A 26,267-nucleotide genomic window follows, 5' to 3' on the forward strand; every position below is an offset into this window, starting at 1 on the left:
CCGGTCAATGAAGATCGTGTGGCAAGTGCAACATGACCGAACCCCAGCCCCGGCGCGTCGACCGCCGCCGCATCCGCACCCGCGCCGCCCTGCTCCGCGCCGGCCAGCAGCTGTTCTCCGAACGCTCGGTTGACGGCGTCAGCATCGACGACATCGTCGCCGCCGCCCAGGTCGCCAAAGGCAGCTTCTACAACCACTTCCCCGACAAGGACGCCCTGGCCCAGGCCCTGGCCGACCAGGCGCGCGCCTCGGTCGAGACCACCGCCGCCATCGCCGGCGCCGGCGTCGCCGACCCGGCCGAGCGCGTGGCCCGCGCCCTCTGCGTCTTCGTCCGCCAGGCCGTCGAGCACCCTGAGTCCTCCCGCCTGATGCTCCGCCTCTTCCACGGCGCCGCCGTCCCCGATGCGCCCATGAACGCGGGCGTCCGCGCTGACATCCAGGAAGGCCTGGCCGCGGGACGCTTCTCGGGCATCGGTCTCGAGGCGGCGATCCTGCTGGCGGTGGGCGCGGTCCAGATCGCCGTCGCCCGGGCCATCGAGCGCGAGGCGACGAACACCGACGCGCTGGCGTCCGACCTGGCGCTGGGCCTGCTGCGTGGCCTGGGCGTGACCGACGCCCCCACCGTGGCGGCGCGGGCCGCATCGGGGGTCTTCAAGGGGAAGCCGGCATGATAGTGATCACCCGCATCCTGGTCGCCGTCTATGGCGTCCTCTTCGGCGTCATGGGCCTGGGCTTCTGGCTCGCGCCTGACCGGCTGGGCGCGCGGCTGGGCGTCTCGGCCATCGACGTGGCGGGCGTCTCGACCCTGCGCGGCGACTTCGGCGGCGCGTTCCTCCTGCTCTCCGCGCTTTGCCTGGTCGGACTCTGGCGTCGCAACCGGCTGCTGCTGGGGCTGGGCGCAGCCCTCCTGGGGTTGATCGTCGCCGGCCGGCTTCTGAGCTGGGCGGCCACCGGCGACCCGGCGGGCCTGGTTCCCAACCTGCCGATCGAGCTCGTCGGCGCCCTGTCGCTGTCGCTCCACGCCCGCGCCGTCGGCGACGGCTCTGCGCCCCGGCGGCCCTGGCGCGCCGCGGCGGTGTCCGTCCTGGTCGTGGCGGGTGTCGCGGTCGGAGGTGCGGCGGCGCTGAACACCCCCGCCGTCCAGGATCGGCTCCTCGCCACCTTCGTGCATCAGGCCGTGGCCAAGGACACGACGCCGCTGATGAAGGACGACGCCCTGCGGCTGGCCCTCTGCGGCACCTCCGCGCCGCTGCCCAGCACGCGCCGCGCCAAGGCCTGCGCGGCGGTCATCGCCGGCGGGCGCATCTACATCGTCGATGTGGGGCCGGAGTCGGTCGAGAACCTGATGCTTTGGGGACTGCCGCTGGACCGGGTGGACGGCGTGCTGCTCACCCACTTCCACTCCGATCACATCGGCGACCTGGGCGAGCTCAACCTGCAGACCTGGGTTCAGGGCCGGCCTGCCCCGCTGGCCGTCTATGGCGGCCCGGGCGTCGAGCGCGTCGTCGCGGGCTTCAGCGAGGCCTACGCCCTGGATCAGATATACCGCACAGAGCACCACACGGCACAGCAGATGCCGCCCCAGACCTGGCCGCTCCAGGCGCGCCCGATCGCCATGCCGGTCGGCGTCGCGGCCCCCACAGCGGTCGTGCTCGACCGTGACGGCCTTCGGATCACCGCGATCGAGACCAACCACGACCCGGTCCGACCGGCCTACGCCTACCGCTTCGACTACAAGGGCCGCTCGCTGGTCATCACCGGCGACACGACCGCCGATCCGCGCCTGACCGCCGCCGCCCGCGGCGCCGACATCTTCATGTCGGAAGCCCTGAACCGGGAGATGATCCGCACGCTCGAGTCCGCCGCCCGCGAGACCGGGCGCGACCGGGTCGCCCACATCATGCGCGACATCCAGAGCTACCACATCTCGCCGACCGAGGCGGCCCAGGCCGCCAATGCGGCGGACGCCAAGCTCCTAGTGCTCTACCACCTGCTGCCCGCGCCGGATAATCCGCTGCTGCAGGCGACCTTCCGTCGAGGCCTGCGCGACGTGCGCGAGGGCCGCTGGGATATCGCCGAGGACGGGAGCCTCTATACCCTCCCGCTCGGAACCGACGAGGTCAGGATCGGACGCGTCCCTTAGGTCTTCGTGACGCCGGCGGCGCGGTCGCGACGAGGCCGCGCTCGCTGGTCGACGTAGATCTGGCGAAGGCGCCGCGGCTGCCGCAGACAAGGGACACTCGGCTCGGACGCGCTTCCAAGGAGACTCAAGTGAGCCCGCTTCTCATTCAGCGCCTGATCGCATTGCCCTTCATTATGCTGGGCGGCTGGTGCCTGTTCTTCCCAGAGATGGTCGAGCAACTGACCCTTACAGCGGCCTATCAGCACAACAGCGCCACCACCTCTCTCCTGATCGGCTGCTTCGGCGCCCAGGCGGTGCTGTCGGGACTATTCGCCGCGTTCAGCCGGTTCACGAAGACGACGTTCCTGGTCTACGCGGTCGCGCTCCTGCCCTTCTTCTGGTTCAACTACTGGTTCGTGTTCGTGGTCCCGATGTTCAACGCCTGGCTCGCGCTGGACTTCGTGTCGAACCTCGCGATGCTGGCCCTCTGTGTGCTGGGCTGGCGCAGATCAGCCCGCCTGGCGTGACACCGGCGCGGTGCGCCCGCGGATCATCAGCATCTGCCCACGCTCCTCGATTTCCATGGCCGCGTCGTAGGTCGCCGCCTCGAGCGACGCGTCCAGGGTGCGCTTGGTGATTCGCAGCGCATCGGGCGCGGCGCGGGCCATGTCCCGCGCCAGCGCGAGGCCCTTGTCGTCGAGGTCGGCCTCGCTGGTGACCTCCGAGATCAAACCCGCCTCCAGCGCCGCGGCCGCCAGCAGGGGCCGGCCCGCCAGCAGGATCTCGCGGGCCTTCGACAGCCCCATCATCCGCTGCAGCCGCCAGCTCACGCCAAGCTCGGCGCCGGACAGCCCGATGTTGATGAAGGCCGAGTGGAACGCCGCGCTTTCGCTGCAGAGGATGACGTCGCAGGCCAGCGCCACGGCGAACCCGCCGCCAGCCGCCGCCCCACGGACGGTGGCGATCAGCGGCTGGGGACAGGCGCGCATGGCCTTCATCAGGTCGCGCAGCACCCAGTCGCCGTTCGGCCCGTCCCGCAGCGCCTCGGGCGTGCCTCCGGCCTTGAGGTCGGCGCCCGAAGAGAACGCCCGGCCCGCGCCGCGCAGGATCACGACGCGGACGGCGGTGTTTCGTCGCAGCCCCTCGAAATGCGCGAGCATCCCTTCGGCCACCGGGTGGTTCATGGCGTTCAGACGATCCGGCCGGTTCATCGTCAGGCGCTGGATGCCGTCGCCCAGGTCCTCGGCCAACAGGATGTCGCTGCTCATATCCGCCTCCACTTTGATGCGGGAGATTGGGCGGACTGCCCTCGCGTCAGCCTAGCGGCCGCAGTCCGGAAGGCGCCGGTGTCGTGAAACGACAACGCCGCTGTCACATGCCGGTAAACGAACCGGGTCATCTCCCGCCCTGCCCGGACAACAGTCGAAAAGACATCGGGCTGCGCTTGAACAACGCTGGCCGTACTCGCCTTGGGATCACCGGTATCCCGCCCAGAGGACGGCCGCATGTCCTGGAGCGGCGAGAGATGTACTTGGATGATATTGCCCAGACCTACGCGTATTCCGCGCCCGCCGCCGAGGTCGCGTCCGAGGCGTCTTCGATCCGCGTGACCCGGCAGACGCCTGAGGCCTCTGAAACGGGCGAACTCAGCGTTCTCACCTACAACGTCCGCGGCCTGCCCTGGCCGCTGGCCCTGAACCGGGCGAAGGCGCTGCGCGAGATCGGCCGCGAACTGGCCGCCATGCGCCAGGCCGGTCGCCAGCCCGATCTCGTCCTGATCCAGGAAGGTTTCCGCGCGGAGGTCGCCGACCTGGTGCGCGAGAGCGGCTACGCCTATTGGGCCCGCGGGCCGGGCCGGCCGCTGGCCAAGCTGACCAACGGCGGACTACACATCCTTTCCGACGCGCCGATCCTCGACGTGCGCCGTGCGGCCTTCGGCGCCTGCGCCGGCTTCGACTGCCTGGCCAATAAGGGCGCCATGATGGTGCGGGTGCAGCCCGACTGGTCTCCGACGCCCATCGACGTGGTCAACACCCACATGAACGCCCGCAAGGCCTCGGGCGCCCCCCGCTCGCAGACCCTGCCGGCCCACCATGGGCAGACCCGCGAACTGACGGACTTCGTGACGACGCATCGCGACACCGACCACCCCCTGCTGGTGGGCGGTGACTTCAACATCCGGAACTCGCAGGCCCGTTACGACTACCAGGCCGACAACCGCCCCTTTGCCGTGGTCGAGGAATTCTGCAGCCGGTCGGGGTCGGGCTGCGGCGCCGGTGCGCCTGACACGACGACCAAGCCGTGGCTGCGAACGCAAGACCTCCAGGGCTTCCGCGACGGGGTGGTGCGCGTGCAGCCGGTGGCCAGCCGCTTCCTGTTCAACCAGGGCGACCAGCGGCTGTCGGACCACGAGGCCTACCTCGTCCGCTATCGGCTCTCTTGGAAAACCGAGACGCTGGCCGCCGTCTACCAGCCCGACCCGTCGTTGCAGGTGAAGCCCCACAAGCTAGGCTTCCGCGTGTCCTGGGCGCCCTAGGTCCTGTGGACACTTATCGTAGCCACAAGACGATGGCGGCGAGGGTGACGATGGCGAGGTAGTTGCGGGCGGTCTTCTCGAAGCGGGTGGCGACGCGGCGGAACTGCTTGAGCCTTGAGAAGCAGCACTCGACCAGGTGGCGCTGAGCATAGAGCTGGGCGTCGAGGGGGTGCTTGATCGCGCGGGATGGGTTGTTCGGTATGACGGCGATCGCGCCCTTCTCAGCGATCTTCTGGCGCAGGCGATCTGAGTCGTAGGCGGTATCGGCCATCACTACGTCGGCGGCCAAGCCTTCGATCAAGGGTTCGGCCTGGGGTGCGTCGCCACGATGGCCGGCGGTGAGGCTGAACCGGACAGGACAGCCCAGGCCTCTGACCGCCATGTGGATCTTGGTGCTCAGGCCGCCGCGGGAGCGGCCAAGGGCCTGATCTTCAGACCCCCCTTTTTCGCGCCCGCCGCATGCTGGTGGGCGCGCACGATGGTCGAGTCGACGATCAGGTACTCGAAGTCCGGATCGTCCGAGAGCGCCTCGAAGATGCGCCACCAGACCCCTTTGGCGCTCCAGCGGCTGAAGCGCCGAAAGACCGTGTTCCAGTCCCCGAACACCTCGTGCAGGTCACGCCAGGGCGAACCCGTCCTGACGATCCAGAGCACGCCCTCGACGAACATCCGGTTGTCCCGACCCGTCGAGCCCTTCTGATCCGGCCGCCCGATGATCAGCGGCGCGATCCGCTCCCACTGCTCATCGCTCAGCACCAGTCGATCCATCACACCCAAGACCGCCTCCAAAAAGCAGTCTTGAATCACGCTTCGGACCCAGCGTGAATCCTAAGAGTCCACAGCTCCTAGAGGCTCCGCTCCCGCTGGTTGACGGCGCAGCCGCTAGATTGAGGCCATGATCCTCACCGACCTCAGCACGCTGGCTGAGACTGCCTCACCCTGACGGCTCGCGCGGCCTGTCCCTCGCCATCAAGGGAGGGATCAGGAATCCAGTGGCCGCAGGGTGTGGGCCACGTGGAACGCGCCGGAGTGCGACAGCACGATCCAGTCGCCGCAGTGCGCCACCACCGGTCCTTCGGGCGTGCGAACCTGCACCGCGGCGCCGGCTTCCGCGACCGACTGAGCATCCTCGCCCAGCCAGTGCCAGAGCACGGCCCAGTTCTTCTGATCGTGCGCCGGCGGCACCCGCAACGCGGCGCCGTGGTCGAAGGGGGGATGCAGGCGGATGACGGGCATGGCCTTTGTTGATCACAACTCTGAACAGCCGCAGTTCCGGGGTGCTTCGGTGACCAAGACCTTAACCGGAAGCCGTTCTCGCGCGTTCTCCTGGGTTGAACGGTGGTCGCCTGAGGGCTGAAAAAGCTTTGCAGTTCCACCACAAAGGATTTTAGTCGCAACTAGGACTTGCGAGGTCGGACGGGGACACTCGCAAAAAGGAGGACTAGAGATAATGGCCGAGGTGTCTACCAAGGCGCCCGACCCCATGGACATCGCGCTCGGGGCCGCGGTGCGCATTCGGCGTCGGACGATTGGCATGTCGCAAGAAGCGCTTGCCGAGCAGTGTGGGGTCAGTTTCCAGCAGATCCAGAAGTACGAGAACGGCACGAACCGGATCTCGTTTTCGCGGCTGGTGCAGATTTCCCGCGCGCTGCGTTGCCGGGTCACCGACCTGATGGACGTCTTCGACGGCGCGGACAAGGAAACCGCCGACGACCTCGACCTTCTGACGCGCATGCGCACGCCGGGCGCGCTCGAGTTGCTGTCGGCCTATGAGCGGCTGCCGCCGGACGTTCGCAGTTCGCTGGTGAACCTGGTCCGCACGCTGACCAGCCAGCAGACGATCGACGCCAAGCAGACCGTCCTGGCCTGAGGCCTCAGCCCGGGCTGCGCCGGCCGCGGCCCGGGTCGCCACACAGACGTCCAGGTGTCGACGATCGCCCATGGCTTAGGCGCGGACCACAGGCCCGCGGTGCCTGGCTCCATATGCTTTGCGGGCAACGGGGTCAGCTGGCGGCCAGGGCCTCGTCGATGACCGCACGGACTTCCGGGCTGGACCAGTCGGCCTCGCCGGCCACGCGGCCGATTTCCATGCCGTCCTTACCATAAATCACCGTCGTCGGCGCGCCGGGCGCCACGGGGGTCAGCACGAACGGCATCTTCATCTCACGGTCGTGGTAGAACTTCAGCGGGTCGTTCTGGGCGATGAACAGCTTGGCCTTCGCGCCGTCGTCGATGCTGTCGATGCTGACGGCGACTACCTCGACGGGCTGGCCCTTGTAGGCCGCCTGCAGCTTGGCCAGCGTGGGCATCTCGAGTTTGCAGGGCGCACACCAGGTGGCCCAGATGTTCATGACGACGACTTTGCCCTTCAGGTCGGCGAGCTTCATCGCCCGGCCCTGCTCGTCGTAGATGGTGTGGTCGGGCGGGCCGATGGGCGCCGCGGGCTTGGTGAACTTCTGGGCGAAGGTCTTGCCGGCCACCTGCGCGGAGGGGCTCTGCACCGGCGGCTGTGCGGGTTGGTTGGAAGACGCCTGCGCGATGATGTAGACAACCGCCGCGACGCCCACGAGGGCTGCGCCCCAGAGGGCCCAGGTCAGGAACCCGCCTTTGGGCTTACCCGTCTGACCGCCCGCCTCTGGACCTTCACTCATATGACTTCGTCTTCCTCGAAGCCGCCAACTGGCCAAGCCATGTGGGGCGGCAGGTTCTCCGGCAAACCCGCCGAACTGATGCAGGCGATCAACGTCTCCATCGGGTTCGACAAGCGGCTGTCGAGCCAGGACCTTGCGGGGTCCCGTGCGCACGCCGCGATGTTGCGCACCGTGGGCGTCATTTCAAGCGAGGACGAAGCCGAGATCCAGTCCGGCCTCGAAACCATCGCCGGCGAGATCGCCGACGGGACCTTCCCGTTCCGCGACGAATTCGAAGACATCCACATGAATGTGGAGGCCCGGCTGCGCGAGCTGATCGGGCCCGCGGCGGGCCGCCTGCACACCGCCCGCTCGCGCAACGACCAGGTGGCGCTGGACTTCCGGATGTGGGTCCGCGAGGCCTGCGACCGCACCCATGGCCAGATCCAGGCGCTGCAAAAGGCGCTGATCGCCAAGGCCGAGGCGCACGCCGACGCCGTGATGCCGGGATTCACCCACCTGCAGCCAGCCCAGCCCGTGACCTTCGGCCACCACCTGATGGCCTATGTCGAAATGTTCGGCCGTGACGCCGCACGCTTCGCCGACGCCCGCGCCCGGATGAACGAGAGCCCCCTGGGCGCCGCCGCCCTCGCCGGATCGCCGTTCCCCATCGATCGGGCGCAGACCGCCAAGGCGCTGGGCTTCGACCGCCCGACCGCCAACTCGCTGGACAGCGTCGCCGACCGTGACTTCGCGCTGGAGAGCCTGGCCGCGGCGACGATCTGCGCGACGCACCTGTCGCGGCTGGCCGAGGAAATCGTGATCTGGATGACGCCGCAGTTCGGCTTCATCAAGCTGAGCGACGCCTTCACGACCGGCAGCTCGATCATGCCGCAGAAGAAGAACCCCGACGCCGCCGAGCTGGTGCGCGCCAAGGTGGGCCGCCTGCTGGGGTCGTTCACCCAGCTCACCGTGGTGATGAAGGGCCTGCCGCTGACCTATTCGAAGGACATGCAGGAGGACAAGGTCCCCACGTTCGAGGCGTTCGATGCGCTGGAGCTCAGCCTGCTGGCCACGGCAGGGATGGTCGCCGACCTGGAGCCCAACCGCGAGAAGATGGCGGCCGCGGCCGGCGCCGGCTACTCCACCGCCACCGACCTGGCGGACTGGCTGGTGCGCGAGCTGAACCTGCCGTTCCGAGACGCCCACCACGTCACCGGAGCGGCCGTGAAGAAGGCCGAGGAACTGGGCGTGGGCCTGGAGGGCGTGCCGCTTTCCGATCTGCAGGCGTTGGATGCGCGGATCACCGCATCCATCTACGATGTCCTCACCCCCGAGGCTTCCGTCGCCAGCCGGCGCAGCTACGGTGGGACCGCGCCGGACCAGGTCCGTGCGCAGATCAAGCGTTGGAAGGAAGTTCTGGCATGACCCGTCGCGTGCTCGCTCTCACGGGAGCCCTGATCCTGGCGGCCGGCCTGGCCGGCTGCGGCAAGGTGGGCCAACTGGAGCGCCCCGGACCGCTGTTCGGCGCCGAGCGCAACACGACCAAGGACGCCGACGACGCCCAGCGCAAGCGCGACCCGTCGCGCCCGGTCGACACGGTCGACCCGCGTGACCGCTCCACCGATCCGGCCCCGCCGCGCACCCTGCCGATCCCCGGCACCAACGCCGGCCCCGGCGCCACCGCGCCGCCCAGCGCCCTGCCCGATCCGTACGCCAACCCGCGCGGATGAACCACTTCGAGCTTCAGGAGGGCGAGCTCCACTGCGAAGGCGTCCCGCTCACCCGCATCGCCGAGGCGGTGGGGACGCCGGTGTACGTCTATTCGTCGGCCACCCTGGAGCGGCACTACACCGTGCTGCGCGACGCGTTCGTGGCCGCAGGGCTGGGCCAGCCTCTGATCGCCTACGCGGTGAAGGCCAACTCGAACGTCGCGGTCCTGCGGACCCTGGGGATCCTGGGCGCCGGCGCCGACACCGTCTCGGAAGGCGAGATCCGCCGCGCGCTGGCGGCCGGCATCCCGGGCCAGCGGATCGTCTTCTCGGGCGTCGGCAAGGCCGAGCACGAGATCGCGTTCGCCCTCGAAAACGGCGTGGCCGAGATCAACGTCGAGTCCGAGCCCGAGCTGCACACGGTCAACCGCGTCGCCCAGCAGCTGGGCAAACGGGCCACGGTCGCGATCCGGGTGAACCCCGACGTCGAGGCCGGCGGCCACGCCAAGATCTCGACCGGCAAGGCCGAGAACAAGTTCGGCGTCAGCTTCTCCGAGGCCGAGCGGCTCTACGCCAACGCCGCCAACATGGCGGGCGTGCGGCCCGTGGGCGTGGCCTGCCACATCGGCAGCCAGATCACCGACCTGACCCCCATGAAGGCCGCCTTCACCAAGATGCGCGGTCTGGTCGAGCGCATCCGCGCCGAGGGGCTGGCCGTCGAGCGCCTCGACCTGGGCGGCGGCCTGGGCGTGCCCTATTTCAACCAGCCCGAACCGCCTTCGCCGGCCGACTACGCCGCCATGATCGCCGACGCGACCCAGGGCCTGGACGTGCAGTTCGCCTTCGAGCCCGGCCGCATGATCGCCGCCAACGCCGGCATCCTGCTCTCGCGGGTCCAGCACGTGCACGAGCGGCCCGAAGGCCGGCGGTTCCTGGTGCTGGACGCGGCCATGAACGACCTGCTGCGGCCGGCGATGTACGACGCCTATCACGACATCCGGCCCGTGAAGCCGCGCGGCGACGAGACCGCCACCTATGACGTCGTGGGCCCGATCTGCGAGACCGGCGACACCTTCACCCGCGACCGCGTGCTGCCCGTGCTGGAGGCCGGCGACCTGCTGGCCTTCATGAGCGCCGGCGCCTACGGAGCGTCGATGTCCAGCGAGTACAACTCACGTCTCCTCGTGCCCGAGGTGCTGGTGAAGGGCGACCAGTTTGCCGTCGTCCGGCCCAGGCCGACCTATCAGGACATGCTGGACAAGGAACGTTCGGCGCCCTGGCTGTAGCCACGCCGGCGAATGGCTGCGCCGGCCCCGAGGAAGCCCAGGATCAACAAAGACCAGGCCCGTGGCTCGGGCACGCCCGCGACGCTGACCGTCATGGCGGCCGGGGCGAAGACGCCAGAGGCCCTACGGAAGTTCTGGTACTGGCCCGTCGCCTGGACCTGATCGTAACCATCGATGTTGAAGCTGCCGTAGAGCATAAGGCCCGGCATGGTGACCGCCGAGAGCGCGGGGAGGTCGTGGTAGTCGCGGCCCCCGAGGTAGCTGGTTCCGAAGCCCACCGCCCCGGCGGAAATGTTGGCGACGTAGCGGTGGTCAATGCCCGCCGCCTGGTAGATGGCGGAATCTCTGGCGGAAAGCTGAGCCTGTTCCAGTCCGGGCTGGGCCACCTGCGACTGCGTGCCGCCCGCCTGACCAAAGTCGACCGTAACGCCGCCAACGGTGAGCGACCCCAGGACCGGACCCGGGGCGCCCGACCTGAAGACCGCCGTCGATGTGGCTGTCGAGGAGAAGTTGGCGCTAGGCGCGTCGTCATCGCGCCGGAACACTGCTGTGAAGTTCAGTCCTGTCAGGTCGCTGCCCGCCACGCCGAACTCCCCCGTGGCGTCGTAGCCCGACGAGAGCACGCCTGTGAACGTATAGAGCACCACCGCGGAGTACGCCGGCGCTGCGATCAGGAATGAACCGGCCACGACGGCAGCGGTGATGAACGACCGGAATGACAAGACGCATCTCCATGAACGACGAAGCCTCGGCTGGCTCTCGTACGGGAGACTGTTGAGCGGATTCATCGACCGCCCCGCCTCCCCCGATTAGGGGTGCGAGTCCGCGCGCGGTGTTCCGGCTACAGTTCCAGCCGCATGAACTGGTTGAAGTCGCTACCGACGTAGTCCGAGAACGCGCCGCAGCTTTCGAAGCCGCGGCGGCGATAGAGTTCCAGCGCCGGCTCGAACGCCTCGCCGCTGCCGGTTTCCAGGCACAGGCGCCGGATTCCGCGCGCGCGGGCCTGGCCGATGATGTGCTCCAGGATGGCCGCGCCCACGCCCTTGCGCAGGTGGTCAGGATGGGTGCGCATCGACTTGAGCTCGCCTTCGCCATCGCCCAGCGTCTTGAGCGCGCCGATCCCCGCGATCGCCTCGCCCTCCCAGGCGGACCAAAGGGTGACGCCGGGCGCCCGCAGGCCCGACACGTCCAGGGCGAAGGAGTGCCCGGGCGGGGAATTCTGGGCCATGCCGCCCAGATGCAGCGCCAGCAACGCCAGGGTCTGGGGGTGGGTGAGGTCGTCCTCGCGGATGGTCAGCATCGGTCAGTTCCTCGCCAGGGCCACGACATACGAACACGGCAGGTGGCTCTCGTTCGCGATCACCACGGGGCCCGGCGGGCCGAAGCCCAGACAGTCGCCGGACATGAGCATGTGCCGCTCGCCGCCTTCGTGAATGGTGAGCTCGCCCTGAGTAACCCACACGGCCTGGCGGACGCGGGCGTAGGACGACGCCGGGAATTCCACCTGGCGCCCCGCCGGCAGTTCCACCTGGACCAGCTCCAGCGGGTGGTCGGGGCGGCTGTAGACCTGTCGGCGGACGTAGCCGGTGTCAGGGTCGCGCCACAGCGGCTGATCGTCGGCGCGCGTCAGCCGCCCGGCCTCGCCCTCGGCCCGCAGCAGCAGGCCCGCCAGGGTCAGATCGAACGCGGTGGCCAGGCGGACCAGGATCACCGCCGTCGGGCTCACCTCGTCACGCTCGATCTTGCTGATCGTGGCCTTGGAGACCCCGGACCGCTCGGCCAAATCCGCGAGGGACCAGTCCCGCGCCTCCCGCTCCAGCCGGATTCGACGGGCCAGCTTGGCCGAAGAATCGTCTACGAAAGTATCCATTCGTCTCTTATGTTGGACGGTGCGGAACTTTGCAAGGGACGAGGTTCACGCAAAAGGTTTCGCGCGACAGCTGTCGGGGCGCGCCCGGGCCACGAGCAAATCCTAGCTCACAATATCGAACAAATAAAGAACAAATGGCGTTCTGCCAGATCAGCGCGTCAGTCCATTGCGCCGATGTAGGGCAGGCCGCGCATCTTGCCGGCGACGTCGAGGCCGTAGCCGACGAGGAACCGGCCCGGCGCCTCCCAGGCCACGAAGTCGGGCTCGATGGCGCGTTGGGTGGGCCAGGGCTTGCGGGCGAAGACGGCGGTCAGCACCTCGCTGGCCCCGGAATCCTTCACCAGTCGCGCGGCTTCCGACAGCGACAGGCCGGTGTCGAAGACGTCGTCCACCACCAGCGCCTTGCGGCCCGAAATCGGGCGCTGCAGATCGGCCCGCACCTCGCAGCGGCCGCTGGACTGGCGCTCGTCCTTGTAGGAGGCCAGCCACAGAGCGTCGAAGCGGACCACCCGGCCGTGACGGGCCAGGGCGCGGGTGATGTCGGCGGCGAACCAGATGCCGCCGGTGAGCAGGCACACCACCACCGTCTCGTCGTCGATCCGCGGGGCAATCGCCTTGGCCAGCGCCTCGATCCGCTCGGCGATCTCAGCCTCCGAGATCAGGACGGTGGGCTCTTCAGTGCTGCTCATTCTGGTCCGGGGCGTGGAGGGCGTCAGGGCTGTCGGCGGGGAGCGGCTGGGCTTCAGCAGGTTCCGGCGCGGGCGGCGCGGCGGCGGGCTCGGCATGCGCCTTCCCGGCGTGGGCCGCGTCAGCGCCCTTGGCCGGCAGTTCGAAGCGGACCTGCAGCTTCTTCGCGCCGGCCGGCGGGTCGGGCATGGTGATCGAGAAATACCGCACGGCGCCGGGCGGCACGCGGGCGTTCAGGGCGTCGGCCACCAGGGTCGCCAACTCGGCGTCTTCCGCGTCGAGCAGGCTGAGGCGGATGGGGGGCGAGGCGATCGGCTCGTCGCGGACGTTGCGGATCGCGCCCGTGACCGACCAGACCGGGCGTCCGGCCTGCAGCATCGGCTTGGACGTCACCCCTTCGATGACCAGGCCGATGGTGTTGACCGGAAGGCCGATGGCCGAGAACAGGGGCGCCGTCCCGGGGATCATGCCGGCGACCTGCTGGCGCAGCAGCACCGCCGCACCCCCGCCCAGGGCCAGCGCCACCAGCACCCCGGCGGCGATCACGACCGCCAGCGGCTGCTTCTTTTTCTCGGGCTTCGGCGCTGGTTTGGCCGGCGCGGGCACGAAGTCGATCTCGGTCTCGGCCGGCTCCGGCGCGGGCGTCTCAATGACGAGGTCGTCCTTGGGGGGCTCTTCCTCAGGCGCGCCGCGGTCCTGGAACGCGCGCCAACGGTGGCCGCAGCTGGTGCACTTCACCATCCGGCCCATGCGCGGAATGCGCAGATCGTCCACGAAATAGCTGGTGGCGCACTCTGGACAGGACAGTATCATGACGTCGAATCGGACGCTCCAGCACCCCTCACTCCGAGGTCGCCGATTTCGGCCTTCATGTCCAGAAACGCTCATGACGCCGCCGACGCCCTGTCGGCTGACGAGATCCTCCGATTTTCACGCGTTTCCATGCGTTATGGCCGCGGGCCCGAAGTGCTGAGCGACGTGTCGCTGTCGCTCCCGCGGGGCTCGTTCCACTTCGTGACCGGGCCGTCGGGGGCGGGGAAGAGCTCACTCTTGAAGCTGATCTACCTGGCGGCGCGACCGTCGAGCGGCGCGGTGCGGCTGTTCGGCGAGGACGTCACCACGCTCGGCGGCGGCGATCTGCCGCGCATCCGGCGGCGGATCGGCGTGGTCTTCCAGGACCTGCTGCTGCTGGATCACCTCTCGGCGTTCGACAACACCGCGCTGCCGCTGCGGATCGCGGGCCACAAGCCGTCGGAGTACCGCAACGACGTGGCCGAGCTGCTGACCTGGGTGGGGCTGGGCCAGCGCATGCACGCCCTGCCGCCGACCCTGGCCGGTGGCGAGAAGCAGCGGCTGGCGATCGCGCGTGCGGTCGTCGCGCGGCCCGAGATCCTGCTGGCCGACGAGCCCACGGGCAATGTCGACCACGAGATGGCGCTGCGCATCTACCGCCTCTTCGTCGAGCTGAACCGGCTGGGCACCACCGTCATCATCGCCACCCACGACCAGGACCTGGTGGCGCGCTCGGCCCGACCGGTCCTGCACCTGGACAAGGGCCGCCTGCGCCCGCTCCCGCCGCAGGGGCCGGCGGCATGAGCGACGCTCCGTTCGATCCCGCCCGCTGGCGGCCGGCGTCGTTCCTGCCGGACGAGGACGCGCGCGATCCGGCGCTGCTGTTCGTGATCGGCGTGCTCTGCTTCCTGGCCTGCCTGACGGCGCTGGGCGTCCTCGCCGCCGACCGGGCCGCCAGCGGCTGGTCGGGCCAGCTGCGCAGCGAGGCCACCGTGATCGTCCGCGCCCAGGGCGGCGAGACGCCCGACGCCGCCGCCGCCCGCGCCGCCGAGGTGCTGGCCGGGGTGGCCGGGGTCAGCGAGGCCCGGGCGCTCGAAAAGGAGAAGGCCTACGAGCTGATCCGGCCCTGGCTGGGCGACGTGGCGGCCGATCTCGACGACCTGCCGGTGCCGCGCCTGGTGGCCGTGGGGCTGGACCGACGCAAGCCGGCGACCGCCGCGACCCTTTCGGCGGCGCTGAAGGGCCAGGGTCTGGACGCCGTCGTCGACGACCATTCGGTATGGCTGAAAGACATCCGCCATGCGGCCGGCGTCGTGCGCTGGACGGGCGTGGTCATCTTCCTGCTGATCGCCGGCGCGGCGGGCGCCGTGGTCGCATACGCCACGCGGGCCGGGCTGGCGGCGCGGCGCGACGTGGTCGAGGTGCTGCACCTGACCGGGGCCGAGGACGCCCAGATCGCCAACCTGTTCGAGCTGCGGTTCGCCCGTATCGCCGCCATCGCGGGCGCGGCCGGCGCGCTGACGGCCGGGGGCCTGGGCGTCGCGCTGCGGCTGATCGGCGGCGGAGACGGGATCACGCCGGCGCTGCCCATCGCCTGGATCGACCTGCTGGCCGTGCTGCCCTGCCCGGTTCTGGCGGCCATCGTCGCCGCCGTCGCGGCGCGGCTGACCGCGCGCCGGCTCATCCGGCAGCTCTGATGAAGTCGATCGCGGCCTTCCTGGTGCTCGCGGCGATCTGGTTCTCGGGCCTGCTCGCCTTCGCAGAACGGGTCCAGGACCAGACGCCCGCCCGCGCGCCCAAGCCCGCCGAGGGAATCGTGGCGCTGACCGGCGCGGGCTCGAACCAGCGGCTGTCGGCGGCGGTGGGACTGCTGGAGGACGGCTACGGCCGCCGCGTCCTGGTCTCGGGCGTGAACCGCATGGCCAGCCGCGAGGACATCCGCCACGTCAGCCGCGCCGTGCGCCGGCTCTACGACTGCTGCGTCGACCTGGGATTCACCGCGGCCGATACCGTCGGCAACGCGCGCGAGACCGCCGACTGGGCCCGCGCCATGCGCTATCGCGGGCTGATCGTGGTCACGTCCGACTACCACATGCCGCGGGCGATGCTGGAGCTGAACGCCGTGCTGCGCGACACCGGCATCGTCGCCCAGACCTATGCGGTGGCCACGCCCTCGCTGAAATCCCGGACGTGGTGGCGCAATCCGCGGGCGGCGCGGTTGATGGTGGTCGAGTATTGCAAGTATCTGGCGATCCTGGGCCGCGAGGGGGTGCTGGGGCTGGGGCCCCGGGAAGCCCCGGCGGCGCAACAGAAGGCGCTCCCCAAGTGACGAGACACCCGTGACGGCGATCCGATCCCTCACCTACGTGGCGCTGTTCTACCTGTGGACGGCCGTGGTCGCGATTCTGGCCACGCCGATCCTTCTGGGGCCGGTCAGCTGGACCTATGCGATGTTCCGCATGTGGGGCGCGGGCGTCACCGGCATGCTGGTGATCTGCGGCATCAAGGTGGAGGTGCGCGGGCGCCAGTACATGCCGACCGGCGCGGCGCTGGTCGCGCCCAAGCACCAGTGCATGCTGGACGTCTTCGCCCAGTTCATGTGGCTGCCGGCCTCGACCTTCGTGATGAAGAAGGAGCTGGCCTGGATTCCCTGGTTCGCGTGGTACGCCCGCAAGGCCGGCGCGATCGTCATCGACCGGGACGGCGGCGCCAAGACCATGCGTCAGGTGATCCGCGAGGGGACCGAGCTGTTCAGGAAGGGCCGCCAGGTGGTGACGTTCCCGGAGGGCACGCGCAAGGCCCCCGGCGAGGCCCCGGACTACAAGCCTGGGATCGCGGCGCTCTATCGCGAGCTGAACGTGCCGGTCTATCCGGTGGCCACCAACGCCGGCGTCCACTGGCCCGCCCACGGCTTCATCCGGATCCCGGGAACCATCGTGTTCGAATACCTGGAGCCTATCCCGCCGGGCCTGAAGCGCGCCGAGTTCATGCGGATCCTGGAAGAACGCATCGAAGCCAAGAGCACGGAACTGCTGGCGCTGTAGGCGCGCGGAGGCGCCGGCTGGCGCCTACCAGCCGGAGCCGCCGGGCATGCGCTGACCGGGTCGGAGCCGTTCCCAGGGTGGGATGTAGGGCTGCGGCGGGTCGGGCGGCCTGGGCGAGGCAGCCTGTGCGACGGCCGGCTCAGTAACGGGCTCTCCCCTCCCCCTTGCGGGGAGGGGTCGGGGGTGGGGGTGCGAACCTTCAGGCTCGGAGCTGACACCCCCACTCCCAACCCTCTCCCCATCCACCCCCGCTGGGGGTGGATCGCGAAGCGAGGGGGGCCCAGCCGCGAGCGGCTGGGAGGGGGGAGAGGGCTCTTCCGGGGCGGGCTCAGTGTGAGAGACTTCGGGCTCTGGAGCCGCTTCAGCCGTCTCCGGCTCATCGTTCAGGCCGATGTCGTCGGCGAGGCGGGCGATGAGGGCTTCGAGGGGCGTATCGAGGAAGTCGTCCTCGTAGACGAGGTCGGACAGGCGCTGATCGACCTCGTGACAGAAGGCGTCGGCGTCGTCGGCGTCGTATTCGTCCCAGACGAGGTTCTCGAGGTGGCGGCGAACGCGCTTGCGCTTGAACTCGATCCTGGCGTGACGATCGCGCTCGGCCGCCTTGCGGTCGGCCTCGGCGGCGGCGTGCGCCTCACGGGTCTTGGCGACCTCCTCGCGGTCGAAGCGCTGTTTCAGGGCGATGGTCTGGCGCAGGTTGCGGCAGGCCTGATTGAGGGCCCGGCCCGAGCGCTCGAAGGACTCGTCGTCAGGCACCGCCTTCTGGCGCTGGCCCGCCTCGACCACCGACCCCAGGCACACCTCGGCCATGATCGACAGCATGGCGTCGATACGCTCAGGCGTGAGGACCGGGGGTGCGTTCATATAGAACAAATGTAGAACATTGATCCTCGACTGTCAAGGATTCGACGCCATCTCACGCGCCGCGCCGCCTGCATCGCCTTCGGGGAACCCCCGAACGATGAGCCAGACGGCGAGGGAGAGGTGAACGACGAACAGGGGGAGCAGGAAGGCCATATTGACCTCGGCGCCGAGGATCCCGGTGAACACGCCGATCATCTGCGAACAGCAGGCAAGCACGCCGATCGCGCCGAACAGTCGCGGAATGAAGCCTGCCGCAGCCAGGATGACGTACAGCAGGAGTGCGCTGACGCCGCCGACAAACATGTGCGGAAAGTGGATTCCGTTGCGCAGGGCCCGGACCATGAGCTGCAGCGGTTCGGCCGCCTGGACGACGGCGCCGCCCGGCGCCTGCGCGACGGCCTCGCCGACAGACCGCATCATCTGGAAGCTTGCCAGCTCAAGGCCACCCATCCCCAGGGTCGCCACCTTGGTCCCCAGGAAGGCGAGAGCCAGCCAGAAGATCGGGCGGGCGACCGTCATCCCGCAGAGCCAGGCGGCCATCAGCAAGGCGATCATACTGGACGCGAGGCCCATGCCGACGATCGCGGCGATCTTCTCCGGCTGAGCTGCGGCGCCTTCGATCAGGCCGAGCACGCCGGAGCCGGTGCGGATGGTCGACTGGAGCCAGAAGTTCGAAGCGATATCGAGCGCGAAGCCGGCGAGAATGCCGGCGCCGAAGAGGCGGCTGGAGACGTGGTGTGCGGACATGGATGGAGCCTATTGTGGGTCGGTGATCGGTTGGCGGCGCCCGGTGACGCATTGCGCCAGGGCGTTGCCTGAGGCGACGGCGTCGGGGAGCGATCCGCTCGGGCCGAGCCCTCTCCGCCTCAGACCGGTGCTGGCCGGCCTGTCAGTCATGGTGCGTCTCCAGGGGACACGCAGCCGCGGTCGCGCGCTGGACTGCGCGATCCGTCTGCTGCGATGGGAGGGTGTCGGCGCGGGGGTGGCGATCAGGCGAGGGGCGCGGTCCGGATGCGACTGCGCCCCAGTGCGCCGATCACGCCGAAGCCCAGCACCATGAGCGCCCAGGCCGAGGGCTCGGGAACCGCGCCAGCCGCCTGTACGGCGCCAATGTCCCAACCAAGGCTGTGCGGGTTCGAGGCGGCGTCGGTGGAGGCGACGAAGTAGCGGGCTCCGGCGAAGGCGAGGGTCAGGGAGCCGCCCTGATCGGCGCCGGCGCCGTAGGTCTCGGTGACGGAGCCCAGCAGATCGCCGCCCGCGCTGTAGGCGGCGATGGTGACGGCGCCGTCGTCGTCGCCCCCGGCGTCACCGAAGTTGAAGGTGATGGAGGAGATGGCGCGGTCGAAGGTGAAACGGACGGGCGCGAAGCCGTCGGGCTGCAGTGGATTGTAGACGCTGGCGGTCACAGCCGAGGCGCCCAGCCGGCCGACGCCGAAGCCGCCAAAATAGAGATAGTCGGCGCCCTCCGGGGTGATGGTCAGAACAAGGTCGCCATCGGTGATGATCCGCGAGGCGTCGTAGTAGCCGGCCTCACCCTCGAGGTCGAAGGCGGTGGCGGCGTCGGCGGCGCCCGGCAGCGCACCGAGGGCGCACAGCGCCACAATCATGGCCTTGGGATTCATCTCGGGTGGTCTCCTGGTCAATCGGTAGGCAGGCCCAGAGCCACCTTCAGCATGACGTGCTGGCGGGGCTGGCCGGTGACGGCGTCGGACGCGGGGATGAAGTTGCGGTCGATCCGCATGGACGCGTAGCCGTGCACCAGGGAGCTCAGCGCAATGACGACCGTGGTCGGGTCGATCCGGCGCGTCGGCTGCGGCAGGGCGGCGACCATCTCCTCAACGTCTCCATAAAGCCCGTTCACCAGCCCATCCAGGACCGGATCCCCGGCGTCCAAAATGTCCATGCGCCACATCATCCGGTAGCGGTCCGGGTGCGCGAGCGCGTAGCCGATATAGCCGTCGACGAAGCCCTCCAGCCGGCCGTAGGCGTCGCTCCGGGCGTCTCGGGCCGCGCGGGCGGCGCCGAGAAGATTCTCGAAGCAGCGCGCGGCCACCGCCGTGATCAGCGCCCGCAGGTCCGGGAAGTGGTTGATCGGAGCCGCGTGGGAGACCCCCGCATGGCGCGCAACGGCCCGGATCGTGACCGCTTCCACGCCTCCTGCATCCAGGAGGTGGAACGCTGCGTCGATGAGGGCTTCCCGAAGGCTGCCGTGGTGTTGTCCTCGCTTCATTCAGCCATATTGACACTGTCAATATCACCATGACAATTGACGGTGTCAATATGGAGTTTTCACCGTGCGATACGCCCTGGGCCTGACCGCCTGTCTCATTCCCTTCGGGTTGCTCACGCCGATCCTCGAGATCGGCCCCACTCATGTGTTCAACCCGGACTGGCCGGCGCACGCGCGTCTGCACGAGGTGTGGCAGCTGGTCACCAACAGCGGGATCGCGGTTCTTTGCCTGTGGCTCGCGTGGGCGCGGCGGGAGATCCGGCTGGCCACCGCAATCGCGGCGATCGTGGTCGGCGGCTTCCTGCTCGCCTTGATCCTGGCGCCTGCCTACGGCGGCGGCATGAAGCACAGTGACGGCTCGGAACTGACGGTGGCGGGGGTGAACGCGGCCGTTGCGGTGATGGCCCTGGCCATGGCCGGCCTGGCGTTCATCGGCTGGCGGACCCGCAAGGGCGAACCGGGACGGGCGGCGTGATGTCGGCGGTTCTCACGGGGCTTCTGGTGCTCCACATCGCGGGCGGATCGATCGGACTGGTGGCCGGGCTCGTCGCCATGATCGGCCGCAAGGGCGGGCCGCTGCACGCCAGGGCCGGAGCCTGGTTCTTCGGCGCCATGATGCTGATGGCGGTCTCGGCGGCGGTGCTGGCGGCGGCGGAACCTGACAGGCTGTCGCTGCTGTCGGGCGTGCTGACCGGCTACCTGGTGTACAGTTCCTGGCGCACCGCGCGCCGGCGGCAGGGTGGCGCGCAACTCGCCGACTGGGCCGGGTTGGGCGTCGCGCTGCTGTGCCTCGGCGCCTATGTGCAGGGCGCGGCGACCGCTGCGGCGACGCCGGGCGGCGAGTTGGACGGCTTCCCGGCGCCCGTATTCATCGCCTTCGGGGCGCTCGCGGCGCTGGGGGCTCTGACCGACCTCCTGACGTTCCTGCAGCCTGCGCTGACGTACCGCCGCCGCATCGCGCGGCACCTGTGGCGAATGTGCGTGGCCTACTTCCTGGCGGCGACCTCCCTGTTCCTCGGCCAGCAGGATGACGTCTTCTGGTTCATGGCCGGGTCGCCCGTGCTGTTCCTGCCGTCCGTCGCAACGCTCGGCTTCATGGCCTACTGGTTGATCCGCAACGAATGGCCGGGCCGGAAGAAGGGGTCCGCCTGACGCGCCCCTGGCGGAGCGCCCTTCGGACCTGTCAGGCCTTTCGCGCCCTCGGGGTTGGGCGATGCGGTTCGCCATCCAGCTCAATCGTCACCTGGATGGTGCGGAAGTCCTGGGTCTGCGGCTGGACAACACCGCCGAACGCCTTCGCGAGGCGCAGCATGCGCTTGTTCTCGAACAGGATTTCGGCCCGGACCCGCGTGAGGTCGCGCTCTCGGGCCCAGCCCAGCATTTCCTCCATCAGGGCATGACCCAGGCCGTGGCCCGCCTGGTCTGAGCGGACCATGATGGCGAACTCGCCTTCTGGCGCCTCGCGGGACAGGATCAGGCGGACCACGCCGAGGATGCCATCTCCGCCCTCTGCCGCCGCCGGGTCGTAGGCGGCCACCGCGATGTGGTGCTCGCGGTCGAACTCGGTGAGCATCGACGTCAGATGCCCCACCGCCGGGCGGACGGGGGAAAAGAACCTCAGGCGCAGATCGTCCGGCGTCGATCGCAGCCCCATCTGGACCAGGGCCCCGGCGTCATCCGTTCGAATGGGACGAAGGCGCAGTCTGCGGCCGCGGCCCACGACGATCTCCTTGTCCGACGTCGGGCGTGTGTCGGCGCTCCGCGGCAAATGGGCCGGCCGCCGCAGCGCGGGAAGGCCTGTGTTGGTCGGCGATGCCAGCATCAGGCGCCGCTCGTGGAGCTGGATTGGAATTTCCGCATGGCGCGGTTTGGAGCCTCTCGCGTGTTGCGGGGTCTCGAACGTGCAGAGCGCCGCCGGGTTGCGCGCCGCGGCACCGCCGCGCGCTGGGCAACCTTTCTCCCGCAACGCTGTTTTTGCTGCGATGCACACGCTGGACGCGCTGCGGCGCGTCGCGGTCGTGTCCCGTGGCGCAGCACGATGCAGAGCCCGGGTGAAACTCTGACCAGGAGCCTGCCATGAATGTTCTGATGGTGCTGACGTCCCACGACCGCCTGGGCGACACCGGCGAGAAGACCGGCTTCTGGCTGGAGGAGTTCGCGGCGCCCTACTATGTGCTGCTGGACGCCGGCGCCGAGATCACCCTGGCATCGCCCAAGGGCGGCCAGCCCCCGCTCGATCCAAAGAGCGACGCCAAGGACGCCCAGACCCCGGCGACAGAGCGGTTCAAGGCGGACGCCGACGCACAGCGGAAGCTTGCGTCGACCACGCCATTGGCGGACATCCGGGCGGAAGACTACGACGCCGTGTTCTTTCCCGGCGGCCACGGACCGATGTGGGATCTCGCGGAAAGCGCCGAGGCGCGCCGCCTGGTCGAGGCCTTCGCCGCCCAAGACCGCCCGATCGGCGCTGTCTGCCACGCCCCGGCCGTGTTCCGGCGGACGCTGGCGGCCAATGGCGAGCCGCTCGTCTCCGGTCGCCGCGTGACCGGCTTCACCAACAGCGAGGAGGACGGCGTCGGACTGACCCAGGTCGTGCCCTTCCTGCTGGAAGACATGCTGAAGGCCAGCGGCGCCCTCTATGAAAAGGGCGCGGACCAGCAGCCCCATGTGGTGACGGACGGAAACCTGGTCACAGGCCAGAACCCGGCTTCCTCCGAGCCGGCCGCGCGGGAATTGCTGAAGCTGCTGAAGGCTTAGGGAGAGCTGGCCTGAGCGCGCCCCTGCTTCAGGCCGCCGCCTCGCGGTGCTCCACCATGGTCAGCAGGCGCTCCATGCCGGCGTCGCGGACGCGCATTTCGCGCAGGTGGTCGACGAGGTCACGGAGGTAGTCGACGTTCTTGCCGGACAGGCCCGTGGCGCCGGCGATCAGTTCGGCCTGGCGCTCGAGGCTGAGCGCGCCGGCCCACTGGGCGTGCAGGACGTCGGAAAGGAAGCAGAGGCTTTCCACCCGGCGGCCATCGTCCAGGCGGATGAAGCGGCGGGCCTCGATGTAGGTCTCGGTGGGCTGCTCCCGCTCGAGCAGATAGGCGTAGGTCTGGGCCCAGTCGGCCTCGTCCACGCGGTAGGCCGCGCCCCGGCACGCGCCGCCGGGGGCCAGGCCCAGGACCAGGCCGGGTCGTTCGTAAGTGCCCCGATGATGCACTGAATAGATGCAGAACGCGCGGCGGCGCCCATGTAAGGTAGCCCCGCGTCGCTCAACGAACGGGAAGCCAGGCCGCCACATCAGCGAACCGTAGCCGAACACCCAACGTTCCGACGCCATCCCGCCCCGTCCCAAGCCAAACTGGCAAGCTCTCACTCCGGAATGTCTGTGCCCGATCCGTCCGCGCCCCGCAAACTCAGCCGTCTTCGCCTGTACATCGTCTTCGGCCTGTTCCTCGTGCTCGTCGCGGGCTGGAGCGCCACATGGGTCTGGGCCCGAGGCGAGACGCAGGCGCGCATGGACGCCGGCGCCGAGATGCTGCGCCGGGCCGGCTATGAGGTCGGCTGGAAGGCGCGGACGGTCGGCGGCTATCCGTTCCGCCTGAACGTCACCCTGACCGAGGCGCGCATCCGCGACCGGTCGGGCTGGGCCCTGGAGGCGCCGAAGCTGGAAGGCCAGGCTTTCATGCACGCGCCGACCACCTGGGTGCTGGCGGCGCAGGACGGGCTGACGTTCACGCGGCCCGTGGGCGGGCCGGTCGCCGTAAAGGGCAAGCTGATCCGGGCCAGCCTGAGCCACCTGACCAATACCCCGCCCAACCTGTCGTTCGAAGGCGTCGAGCTGACGTTCACGCCGGCGCCTGGGGCCAATCCCTTCAGCCTGCAGACCGCCGAGCGGGTCGAGTTCCACCTGCGCCAAGCGCCCAGCGAAGTGGGCGACGAGGCCGGCGTGTGGCTGTCGGTCAAGAACGGCAAGGCGCAGCTGTCGGGCCTGTTGGGCCGGATCGCGGGCGACAAGCCGATCTCGGTGGAATGGGACGGGCGGATCTCCAAGATCAGCGCCGTGCGCGGCTCGGACTGGCCCTCGGCGGTGCGCGCGTGGTCGCAGGCGGGCGGGCGGATGAGCGTCAAGCGGGGCGGCCTCACCGCCGGCGACGCGCTGATCGGCGTGAACTCGGGCTCGCTGGGCGTGGGGACGGACGGCCGGGCGAACGGGGTGCTGGACGTCTCGCTGCGCCAGGCGCCGCGGGCCTTGAGCGCGCTGGGCCAGACAGGGACCATTCCGGCCGACCGCGCCGAGGCCGCCGCCGCTGTCGCGCAAGCACGGGAGACCGGCGACCTGGCCCGCGCCACCCTCAACTTCGAAGCCGGCCAGACCACCCTGGGGCCCGTGGCGATCGCCCCCGCGCCGAAGGTCTACGAGCCGCGCTAGCGACTTACCTCCCCCACGAAGCGGCGGGAGGGGGACCGGTCGCCAAGGCCGGCGCGAGCCGGCCCTAGAGCGACGGGTGGAGAGGGCGGGCCTCGAGCTCCGCTGCGTTCGGTGCGCCCGATCGATTCCGTGCGAGCCTGAGGCCTGCCCCCTCCACCATCGGCTCTCCGGCCGATGGTCCCCCTCCCGCCGCTGCGCGGGGGAGGTATAGTGGCCCCATGGCCACGCTCTACGAACGCTTCGTCCTGCCCCGTCTGCTCCGGTGCGCGTGTTCCGCACCCGGGATCATGAAGCAGCGCGCCAAGGTGGTGCCCCTGGCCGAGGGCCGGGTGCTGGAGCTGGGGATCGGGATGGGGCTGAACCTGGGGCTCTACGACGCTTCCAAGGTCGAGAGCGTCACCGGGGTGGATCCCGCGGCCGAGCTGCGCGCCATTGCCGAGGCCGCGCCGCGCGACCCACGGCTGGCGGTGAAGGTGGAGGACGGGACCGCCGAGGCGCTCCCTTTCGAGGCCGGGACCTTCGACTGCGTGGTCTGCACCTTCACGCTGTGCTCGGTGCATACGCCGGCTGCGGCGCTCAGCGAGGCGCGGCGCGTGCTGAAGCCGGGCGGGCGGTTCCTGTACTGCGAGCACGGCCTGGCGCCCGACGCGGACGTGGTGAAGTGGCAGCGGCGGATCGAGCCGGTGTGGAAACGCATGGCCGGCGGCTGTCATCTGACGCGGCCGGTGACGGCGGCCATCGCGGCGGCGGGGTTCACCGTCCGCAGCAGCGACAGCATGTACATCCCCCGCGCCCCGCGCTTCGCGGGGTGGAGCGAGTGGGGCGAAGCGGCCCCTTGAGGCCCGGCCCCTACTGGATCGGCAGCGCGTAGGCGCGCAGGCGGCTGGGCAGGCGCATGGCCGCGCGGGTGGCCTCACGCACGTTCGGGAACTGCTGCGCGCGTTCCGAAATCTGAGTCCAGACGGTGCGGGCGCCTTCTTCCAGGTATTCGATTCCGTCCGGCTTGGTGCGGGCGACAACAACTGAAGACGCCATGGGGCTCTCCTGCGGTGAACGGTGTGCCCTTCTGGCGCACCTGAAACGTGACGACCCAAGGCTCGTGCCAGACGCGTTCGCGGTTCGCCCGTCAGGCGAACGCCCGGGAAGAACCTTGCGTTCGGCGAACCGCATTCGGGTAGAACGTATCAACATGCGTCCGTGTGACGGCATAAGTGTTGCGCAAAAGCCTCAACCGGCGGCGACAACCCTTCGTGGCAGAGCTTGGCCTTGAGCCCCCTGACGAGCGTCCCTAGGTGCGCGCCCTTCGTTAGTTTCTGGGATTACCAATGAACAAGAACCTCTTCGTCGCGGCCGCCGCCGTGGCGTTCCTCGGGTCGGCTGTGGCCGCCCAAGCTCAAACCGTCGGTCACATCGGCGCCAACTATGGCCGCACCGACCTGGACGTCGCCGGCCTGGACGCCGACGCCGACACCTATCAGGTCGAAGGCGCGGTGCGCTTCGACGCCGGCAAGCTGGGCGCCCAGATCGACGGCGCCATCACCAACTATGACGGCGACGACACCTCGTTCGGCGCCACGGGCCACCTGAACACCAAGGTCGGCGGCGGCCTGATCGGCGGCTTCGCCGGCGTGGAAGCCAGCGACGACATCACCGTCTGGGGCGTGGGCGTCGAAGGCCAGGCCAATATCAACGGCAAGACCAGCCTCTATGGCCAGGCCGGCTACGGCAACGTCGACGACGCGTTCGACGCCGACATCTGGGCCGTTCGCGGCGAGGTGCGGCACTTCGTCACCGACAACTTCCGCCTGACCGGCTCGCTGGGCTACGCCACGGTGGACGTCGGCCCGAACATCGACACCTGGAACGCCGGCATCGAGGCCGAGTACCAGTTCGCCGAGACGCCGTTCAGCGTCGTGGCCGGCTATGAGCACTCGGACTCGGACGACATCAACTCGAACGCCGACACCTTCCGCATCGGCTTCCGCTACACCTTCGGCGGCACGCTGAAGGATCGCGACCAGTCGGGCGCCTCGCTCGGCTCGGCCAGCAAGCTGTTCGGAGCCGGCCTCCGCTAAGCGGACGG

Annotated in this window: 34 protein-coding genes; 18 read left to right on the forward strand and 16 right to left on the reverse strand. The window is 69.6% G+C overall.

Annotated features, from left to right (window positions below; all coding sequences use genetic code 11):
- Positions 1-32 precede the first annotated feature (32 nt).
- The 3 genes from ACQ66R_RS07330 to ACQ66R_RS07340 all read left to right on the forward strand — a co-directional run bounded on the left by ACQ66R_RS07330 (position 33) and on the right by ACQ66R_RS07340 (position 2,649).
- Complete coding sequence (locus ACQ66R_RS07330; RefSeq protein WP_430420589.1) at positions 33-671, forward strand: TetR/AcrR family transcriptional regulator; 639 nt, start codon at positions 33-35, stop codon at positions 669-671.
- Positions 668-2,143, forward strand: coding sequence for an MBL fold metallo-hydrolase (locus ACQ66R_RS07335; RefSeq protein WP_430420591.1), 1,476 nt, complete (start codon positions 668-670; stop codon positions 2,141-2,143). The genes ACQ66R_RS07330 and ACQ66R_RS07335 overlap by 4 nt, the downstream gene beginning before the upstream one ends.
- Before the next feature lie 128 nt (positions 2,144-2,271).
- Positions 2,272-2,649 carry a hypothetical protein gene (locus tag ACQ66R_RS07340; protein ID WP_430420592.1) on the forward strand — a complete coding sequence of 126 codons (378 nt, stop codon included), beginning with the start codon at positions 2,272-2,274 and terminating at the stop codon, positions 2,647-2,649.
- Here ACQ66R_RS07340 and ACQ66R_RS07345 read toward each other — a convergent pair.
- Positions 2,632-3,390, reverse strand: a complete 759-nt coding sequence (locus tag ACQ66R_RS07345) for an enoyl-CoA hydratase/isomerase family protein (protein ID WP_430420594.1) — start codon at positions 3,388-3,390, stop codon at positions 2,632-2,634. The two genes, ACQ66R_RS07340 and ACQ66R_RS07345, sit on opposite strands and share 18 nt — an antisense overlap.
- Before the next feature lie 263 nt (positions 3,391-3,653).
- Between ACQ66R_RS07345 and ACQ66R_RS07350 the strand changes: the two genes are divergently transcribed.
- The gene (locus ACQ66R_RS07350) at positions 3,654-4,658 is read left to right on the forward strand and encodes an endonuclease/exonuclease/phosphatase family protein (protein ID WP_430420596.1); all 1,005 of its coding nucleotides are present in this window, start codon (positions 3,654-3,656) and stop codon (positions 4,656-4,658) included.
- A gap of 13 nt (positions 4,659-4,671) precedes the next feature.
- On the opposite strand, the gene ACQ66R_RS07355 is transcribed toward ACQ66R_RS07350, so the two are convergent.
- Both ACQ66R_RS07355 and ACQ66R_RS07360 read right to left on the reverse strand, forming a co-directional pair.
- Positions 4,672-5,426, reverse strand: a protein-coding gene (locus ACQ66R_RS07355) for an IS5 family transposase (protein WP_430419018.1) whose coding sequence is annotated in 2 segments (ribosomal slippage) — positions 4,672-5,093 and positions 5,093-5,426 — 756 coding nt in all. Because the reading frame shifts where the segments join, the coding sequence is not laid out codon by codon here.
- A 213-nt stretch (positions 5,427-5,639) separates the two neighbouring features.
- Positions 5,640-5,894, reverse strand: a complete 255-nt coding sequence (locus ACQ66R_RS07360) for a hypothetical protein (protein WP_430420598.1) — start codon at positions 5,892-5,894, stop codon at positions 5,640-5,642.
- 214 nt (positions 5,895-6,108) lie between these two features.
- On the opposite strand from ACQ66R_RS07360, the gene ACQ66R_RS07365 reads away from it, so the two are divergent.
- On the forward strand, positions 6,109-6,528 hold the full coding sequence (locus ACQ66R_RS07365; protein ID WP_430420600.1) for a helix-turn-helix domain-containing protein: 420 nt from the start codon (positions 6,109-6,111) through the stop codon (positions 6,526-6,528).
- Positions 6,529-6,661: 133 nt separating this feature from the next.
- On the opposite strand, the gene ACQ66R_RS07370 is transcribed toward ACQ66R_RS07365, so the two are convergent.
- Complete coding sequence (locus ACQ66R_RS07370) at positions 6,662-7,309, reverse strand: TlpA family protein disulfide reductase (protein WP_430420602.1); 648 nt, start codon at positions 7,307-7,309, stop codon at positions 6,662-6,664.
- Here ACQ66R_RS07370 and argH point away from each other — a divergent pair, their 5' ends adjacent.
- From argH to lysA, 3 genes are read left to right on the forward strand one after another with little or no spacing between them, the layout of a single operon-like run.
- A complete protein-coding gene (gene argH / locus ACQ66R_RS07375) occupies positions 7,310-8,716 on the forward strand; it encodes an argininosuccinate lyase (RefSeq protein ID WP_430420604.1) in 1,407 nt (468 codons plus the stop codon).
- Positions 8,713-9,021, forward strand: a complete 309-nt coding sequence (locus tag ACQ66R_RS07380; RefSeq protein ID WP_430420606.1) for a hypothetical protein — start codon at positions 8,713-8,715, stop codon at positions 9,019-9,021. The genes argH and ACQ66R_RS07380 overlap by 4 nt, the downstream gene beginning before the upstream one ends.
- Positions 9,018-10,286, forward strand: a complete 1,269-nt coding sequence (gene lysA, locus ACQ66R_RS07385) for a diaminopimelate decarboxylase (RefSeq protein WP_430420608.1) — start codon at positions 9,018-9,020, stop codon at positions 10,284-10,286. Before ACQ66R_RS07380 ends, lysA begins: the two co-directional genes overlap by 4 nt.
- Here the strand turns inward: lysA and ACQ66R_RS07390 are convergent.
- From ACQ66R_RS07390 to ACQ66R_RS07410, 5 genes are all read right to left on the reverse strand, one after another.
- Complete coding sequence (locus ACQ66R_RS07390) at positions 10,244-11,008, reverse strand: hypothetical protein (protein ID WP_430420610.1); 765 nt, start codon at positions 11,006-11,008, stop codon at positions 10,244-10,246. The genes lysA and ACQ66R_RS07390 overlap by 43 nt on opposite strands.
- 119 nt (positions 11,009-11,127) lie before the next feature.
- Complete coding sequence (locus ACQ66R_RS07395) at positions 11,128-11,586, reverse strand: GNAT family N-acetyltransferase (RefSeq protein ID WP_430420612.1); 459 nt, start codon at positions 11,584-11,586, stop codon at positions 11,128-11,130.
- 3 nt (positions 11,587-11,589) lie between these two features.
- Entirely contained in the window at positions 11,590-12,156 is a 567-nt protein-coding gene (locus tag ACQ66R_RS07400) for a helix-turn-helix domain-containing protein (RefSeq protein ID WP_430420614.1), read from the reverse strand.
- Positions 12,157-12,314: 158 nt separating this feature from the next.
- Complete coding sequence (locus ACQ66R_RS07405) at positions 12,315-12,845, reverse strand: phosphoribosyltransferase (RefSeq protein ID WP_430420616.1); 531 nt, start codon at positions 12,843-12,845, stop codon at positions 12,315-12,317.
- Complete coding sequence (locus ACQ66R_RS07410; protein ID WP_430420617.1) at positions 12,832-13,656, reverse strand: DUF3426 domain-containing protein; 825 nt, start codon at positions 13,654-13,656, stop codon at positions 12,832-12,834. The genes ACQ66R_RS07405 and ACQ66R_RS07410 overlap by 14 nt, the downstream gene beginning before the upstream one ends.
- 57 nt (positions 13,657-13,713) lie before the next feature.
- Between ACQ66R_RS07410 and ftsE the strand changes: the two genes are divergently transcribed.
- The 4 genes from ftsE to ACQ66R_RS07430 are packed head-to-tail and all read left to right on the forward strand — an operon-like array spanning position 13,714 to position 16,679.
- On the forward strand, positions 13,714-14,439 hold the full coding sequence (gene ftsE / locus ACQ66R_RS07415; RefSeq protein WP_430420619.1) for a cell division ATP-binding protein FtsE: 726 nt from the start codon (positions 13,714-13,716) through the stop codon (positions 14,437-14,439).
- Entirely contained in the window at positions 14,436-15,332 is an 897-nt protein-coding gene (locus ACQ66R_RS07420) for a cell division protein FtsX (RefSeq protein ID WP_430420621.1), read from the forward strand. Before ftsE ends, ACQ66R_RS07420 begins: the two co-directional genes overlap by 4 nt.
- Positions 15,332-15,964 (forward strand): YdcF family protein, encoded by a 633-nt coding sequence (locus ACQ66R_RS07425; RefSeq protein ID WP_430420623.1) that lies wholly within the window; start codon positions 15,332-15,334, stop codon positions 15,962-15,964. The genes ACQ66R_RS07420 and ACQ66R_RS07425 overlap by 1 nt, the downstream gene beginning before the upstream one ends.
- A 10-nt stretch (positions 15,965-15,974) precedes the next feature.
- Positions 15,975-16,679: a lysophospholipid acyltransferase family protein gene (locus ACQ66R_RS07430; protein ID WP_430420625.1), complete on the forward strand. Its 705-nt coding sequence runs from the start codon at positions 15,975-15,977 to the stop codon at positions 16,677-16,679.
- Positions 16,680-16,703: 24 nt separating this feature from the next.
- Here ACQ66R_RS07430 and ACQ66R_RS07435 read toward each other — a convergent pair whose 3' ends face one another.
- The 4 genes from ACQ66R_RS07435 to ACQ66R_RS07450 all read right to left on the reverse strand — a co-directional run bounded on the left by ACQ66R_RS07435 (position 16,704) and on the right by ACQ66R_RS07450 (position 19,770).
- On the reverse strand, positions 16,704-17,540 hold the full coding sequence (locus ACQ66R_RS07435; protein ID WP_430420627.1) for a hypothetical protein: 837 nt from the start codon (positions 17,538-17,540) through the stop codon (positions 16,704-16,706).
- Positions 17,541-17,573: 33 nt separating this feature from the next.
- Complete coding sequence (locus ACQ66R_RS07440) at positions 17,574-18,287, reverse strand: DUF4386 family protein (protein WP_430420629.1); 714 nt, start codon at positions 18,285-18,287, stop codon at positions 17,574-17,576.
- A 242-nt stretch (positions 18,288-18,529) separates the two neighbouring features.
- On the reverse strand, positions 18,530-19,162 hold the full coding sequence (locus ACQ66R_RS07445) for a PEPxxWA-CTERM sorting domain-containing protein (RefSeq protein ID WP_430420631.1): 633 nt from the start codon (positions 19,160-19,162) through the stop codon (positions 18,530-18,532).
- 17 nt (positions 19,163-19,179) lie between these two features.
- Positions 19,180-19,770, reverse strand: coding sequence for a TetR/AcrR family transcriptional regulator (locus ACQ66R_RS07450; RefSeq protein ID WP_430420633.1), 591 nt, complete (start codon positions 19,768-19,770; stop codon positions 19,180-19,182).
- Positions 19,771-19,834: 64 nt separating this feature from the next.
- Between ACQ66R_RS07450 and ACQ66R_RS07455 the strand changes: the two genes are divergently transcribed.
- Together ACQ66R_RS07455 and ACQ66R_RS07460 are read left to right on the forward strand one after the other, a co-directional pair.
- Complete coding sequence (locus ACQ66R_RS07455; RefSeq protein WP_430420635.1) at positions 19,835-20,245, forward strand: hypothetical protein; 411 nt, start codon at positions 19,835-19,837, stop codon at positions 20,243-20,245.
- Positions 20,245-20,922, forward strand: coding sequence for a hypothetical protein (locus ACQ66R_RS07460; protein ID WP_430420636.1), 678 nt, complete (start codon positions 20,245-20,247; stop codon positions 20,920-20,922). The genes ACQ66R_RS07455 and ACQ66R_RS07460 overlap by 1 nt, the downstream gene beginning before the upstream one ends.
- Before the next feature lie 31 nt (positions 20,923-20,953).
- Here ACQ66R_RS07460 and ACQ66R_RS07465 read toward each other — a convergent pair whose 3' ends face one another.
- Positions 20,954-21,760 (reverse strand): N-acetyltransferase family protein, encoded by an 807-nt coding sequence (locus ACQ66R_RS07465; protein WP_430420638.1) that lies wholly within the window; start codon positions 21,758-21,760, stop codon positions 20,954-20,956.
- Between the two features lie 86 nt (positions 21,761-21,846).
- Here ACQ66R_RS07465 and ACQ66R_RS07470 point away from each other — a divergent pair, with 86 nt between their 5' ends.
- A complete protein-coding gene (locus ACQ66R_RS07470) occupies positions 21,847-22,527 on the forward strand; it encodes a type 1 glutamine amidotransferase domain-containing protein (RefSeq protein ID WP_430420640.1) in 681 nt (226 codons plus the stop codon).
- 28 nt (positions 22,528-22,555) lie between these two features.
- Here the strand turns inward: ACQ66R_RS07470 and ACQ66R_RS07475 are convergent, their stop codons facing one another.
- Positions 22,556-23,092 carry a gamma-glutamylcyclotransferase gene (locus tag ACQ66R_RS07475; protein ID WP_430420642.1) on the reverse strand — a complete coding sequence of 179 codons (537 nt, stop codon included), beginning with the start codon at positions 23,090-23,092 and terminating at the stop codon, positions 22,556-22,558.
- Positions 23,093-23,140: 48 nt separating this feature from the next.
- Here ACQ66R_RS07475 and ACQ66R_RS07480 point away from each other — a divergent pair, with 48 nt between their 5' ends.
- Complete coding sequence (locus ACQ66R_RS07480) at positions 23,141-24,184, forward strand: DUF2125 domain-containing protein (RefSeq protein ID WP_430420644.1); 1,044 nt, start codon at positions 23,141-23,143, stop codon at positions 24,182-24,184.
- Between the two features lie 218 nt (positions 24,185-24,402).
- Complete coding sequence (locus ACQ66R_RS07485; protein ID WP_430420646.1) at positions 24,403-25,023, forward strand: class I SAM-dependent methyltransferase; 621 nt, start codon at positions 24,403-24,405, stop codon at positions 25,021-25,023.
- Positions 25,024-25,033: 10 nt separating this feature from the next.
- Here ACQ66R_RS07485 and ACQ66R_RS07490 read toward each other — a convergent pair whose 3' ends face one another.
- Positions 25,034-25,219, reverse strand: coding sequence for a hypothetical protein (locus tag ACQ66R_RS07490; protein WP_430420648.1), 186 nt, complete (start codon positions 25,217-25,219; stop codon positions 25,034-25,036).
- A 290-nt stretch (positions 25,220-25,509) separates the two neighbouring features.
- Here ACQ66R_RS07490 and ACQ66R_RS07495 point away from each other — a divergent pair, with 290 nt between their 5' ends.
- Positions 25,510-26,259: an outer membrane beta-barrel protein gene (locus ACQ66R_RS07495; protein ID WP_430420650.1), complete on the forward strand. Its 750-nt coding sequence runs from the start codon at positions 25,510-25,512 to the stop codon at positions 26,257-26,259.
- Positions 26,260-26,267 lie beyond the last annotated feature (8 nt).

Source organism: Phenylobacterium sp. (genome assembly GCF_965284355.1).
GTDB lineage: Bacteria > Pseudomonadota > Alphaproteobacteria > Caulobacterales > Caulobacteraceae > Phenylobacterium.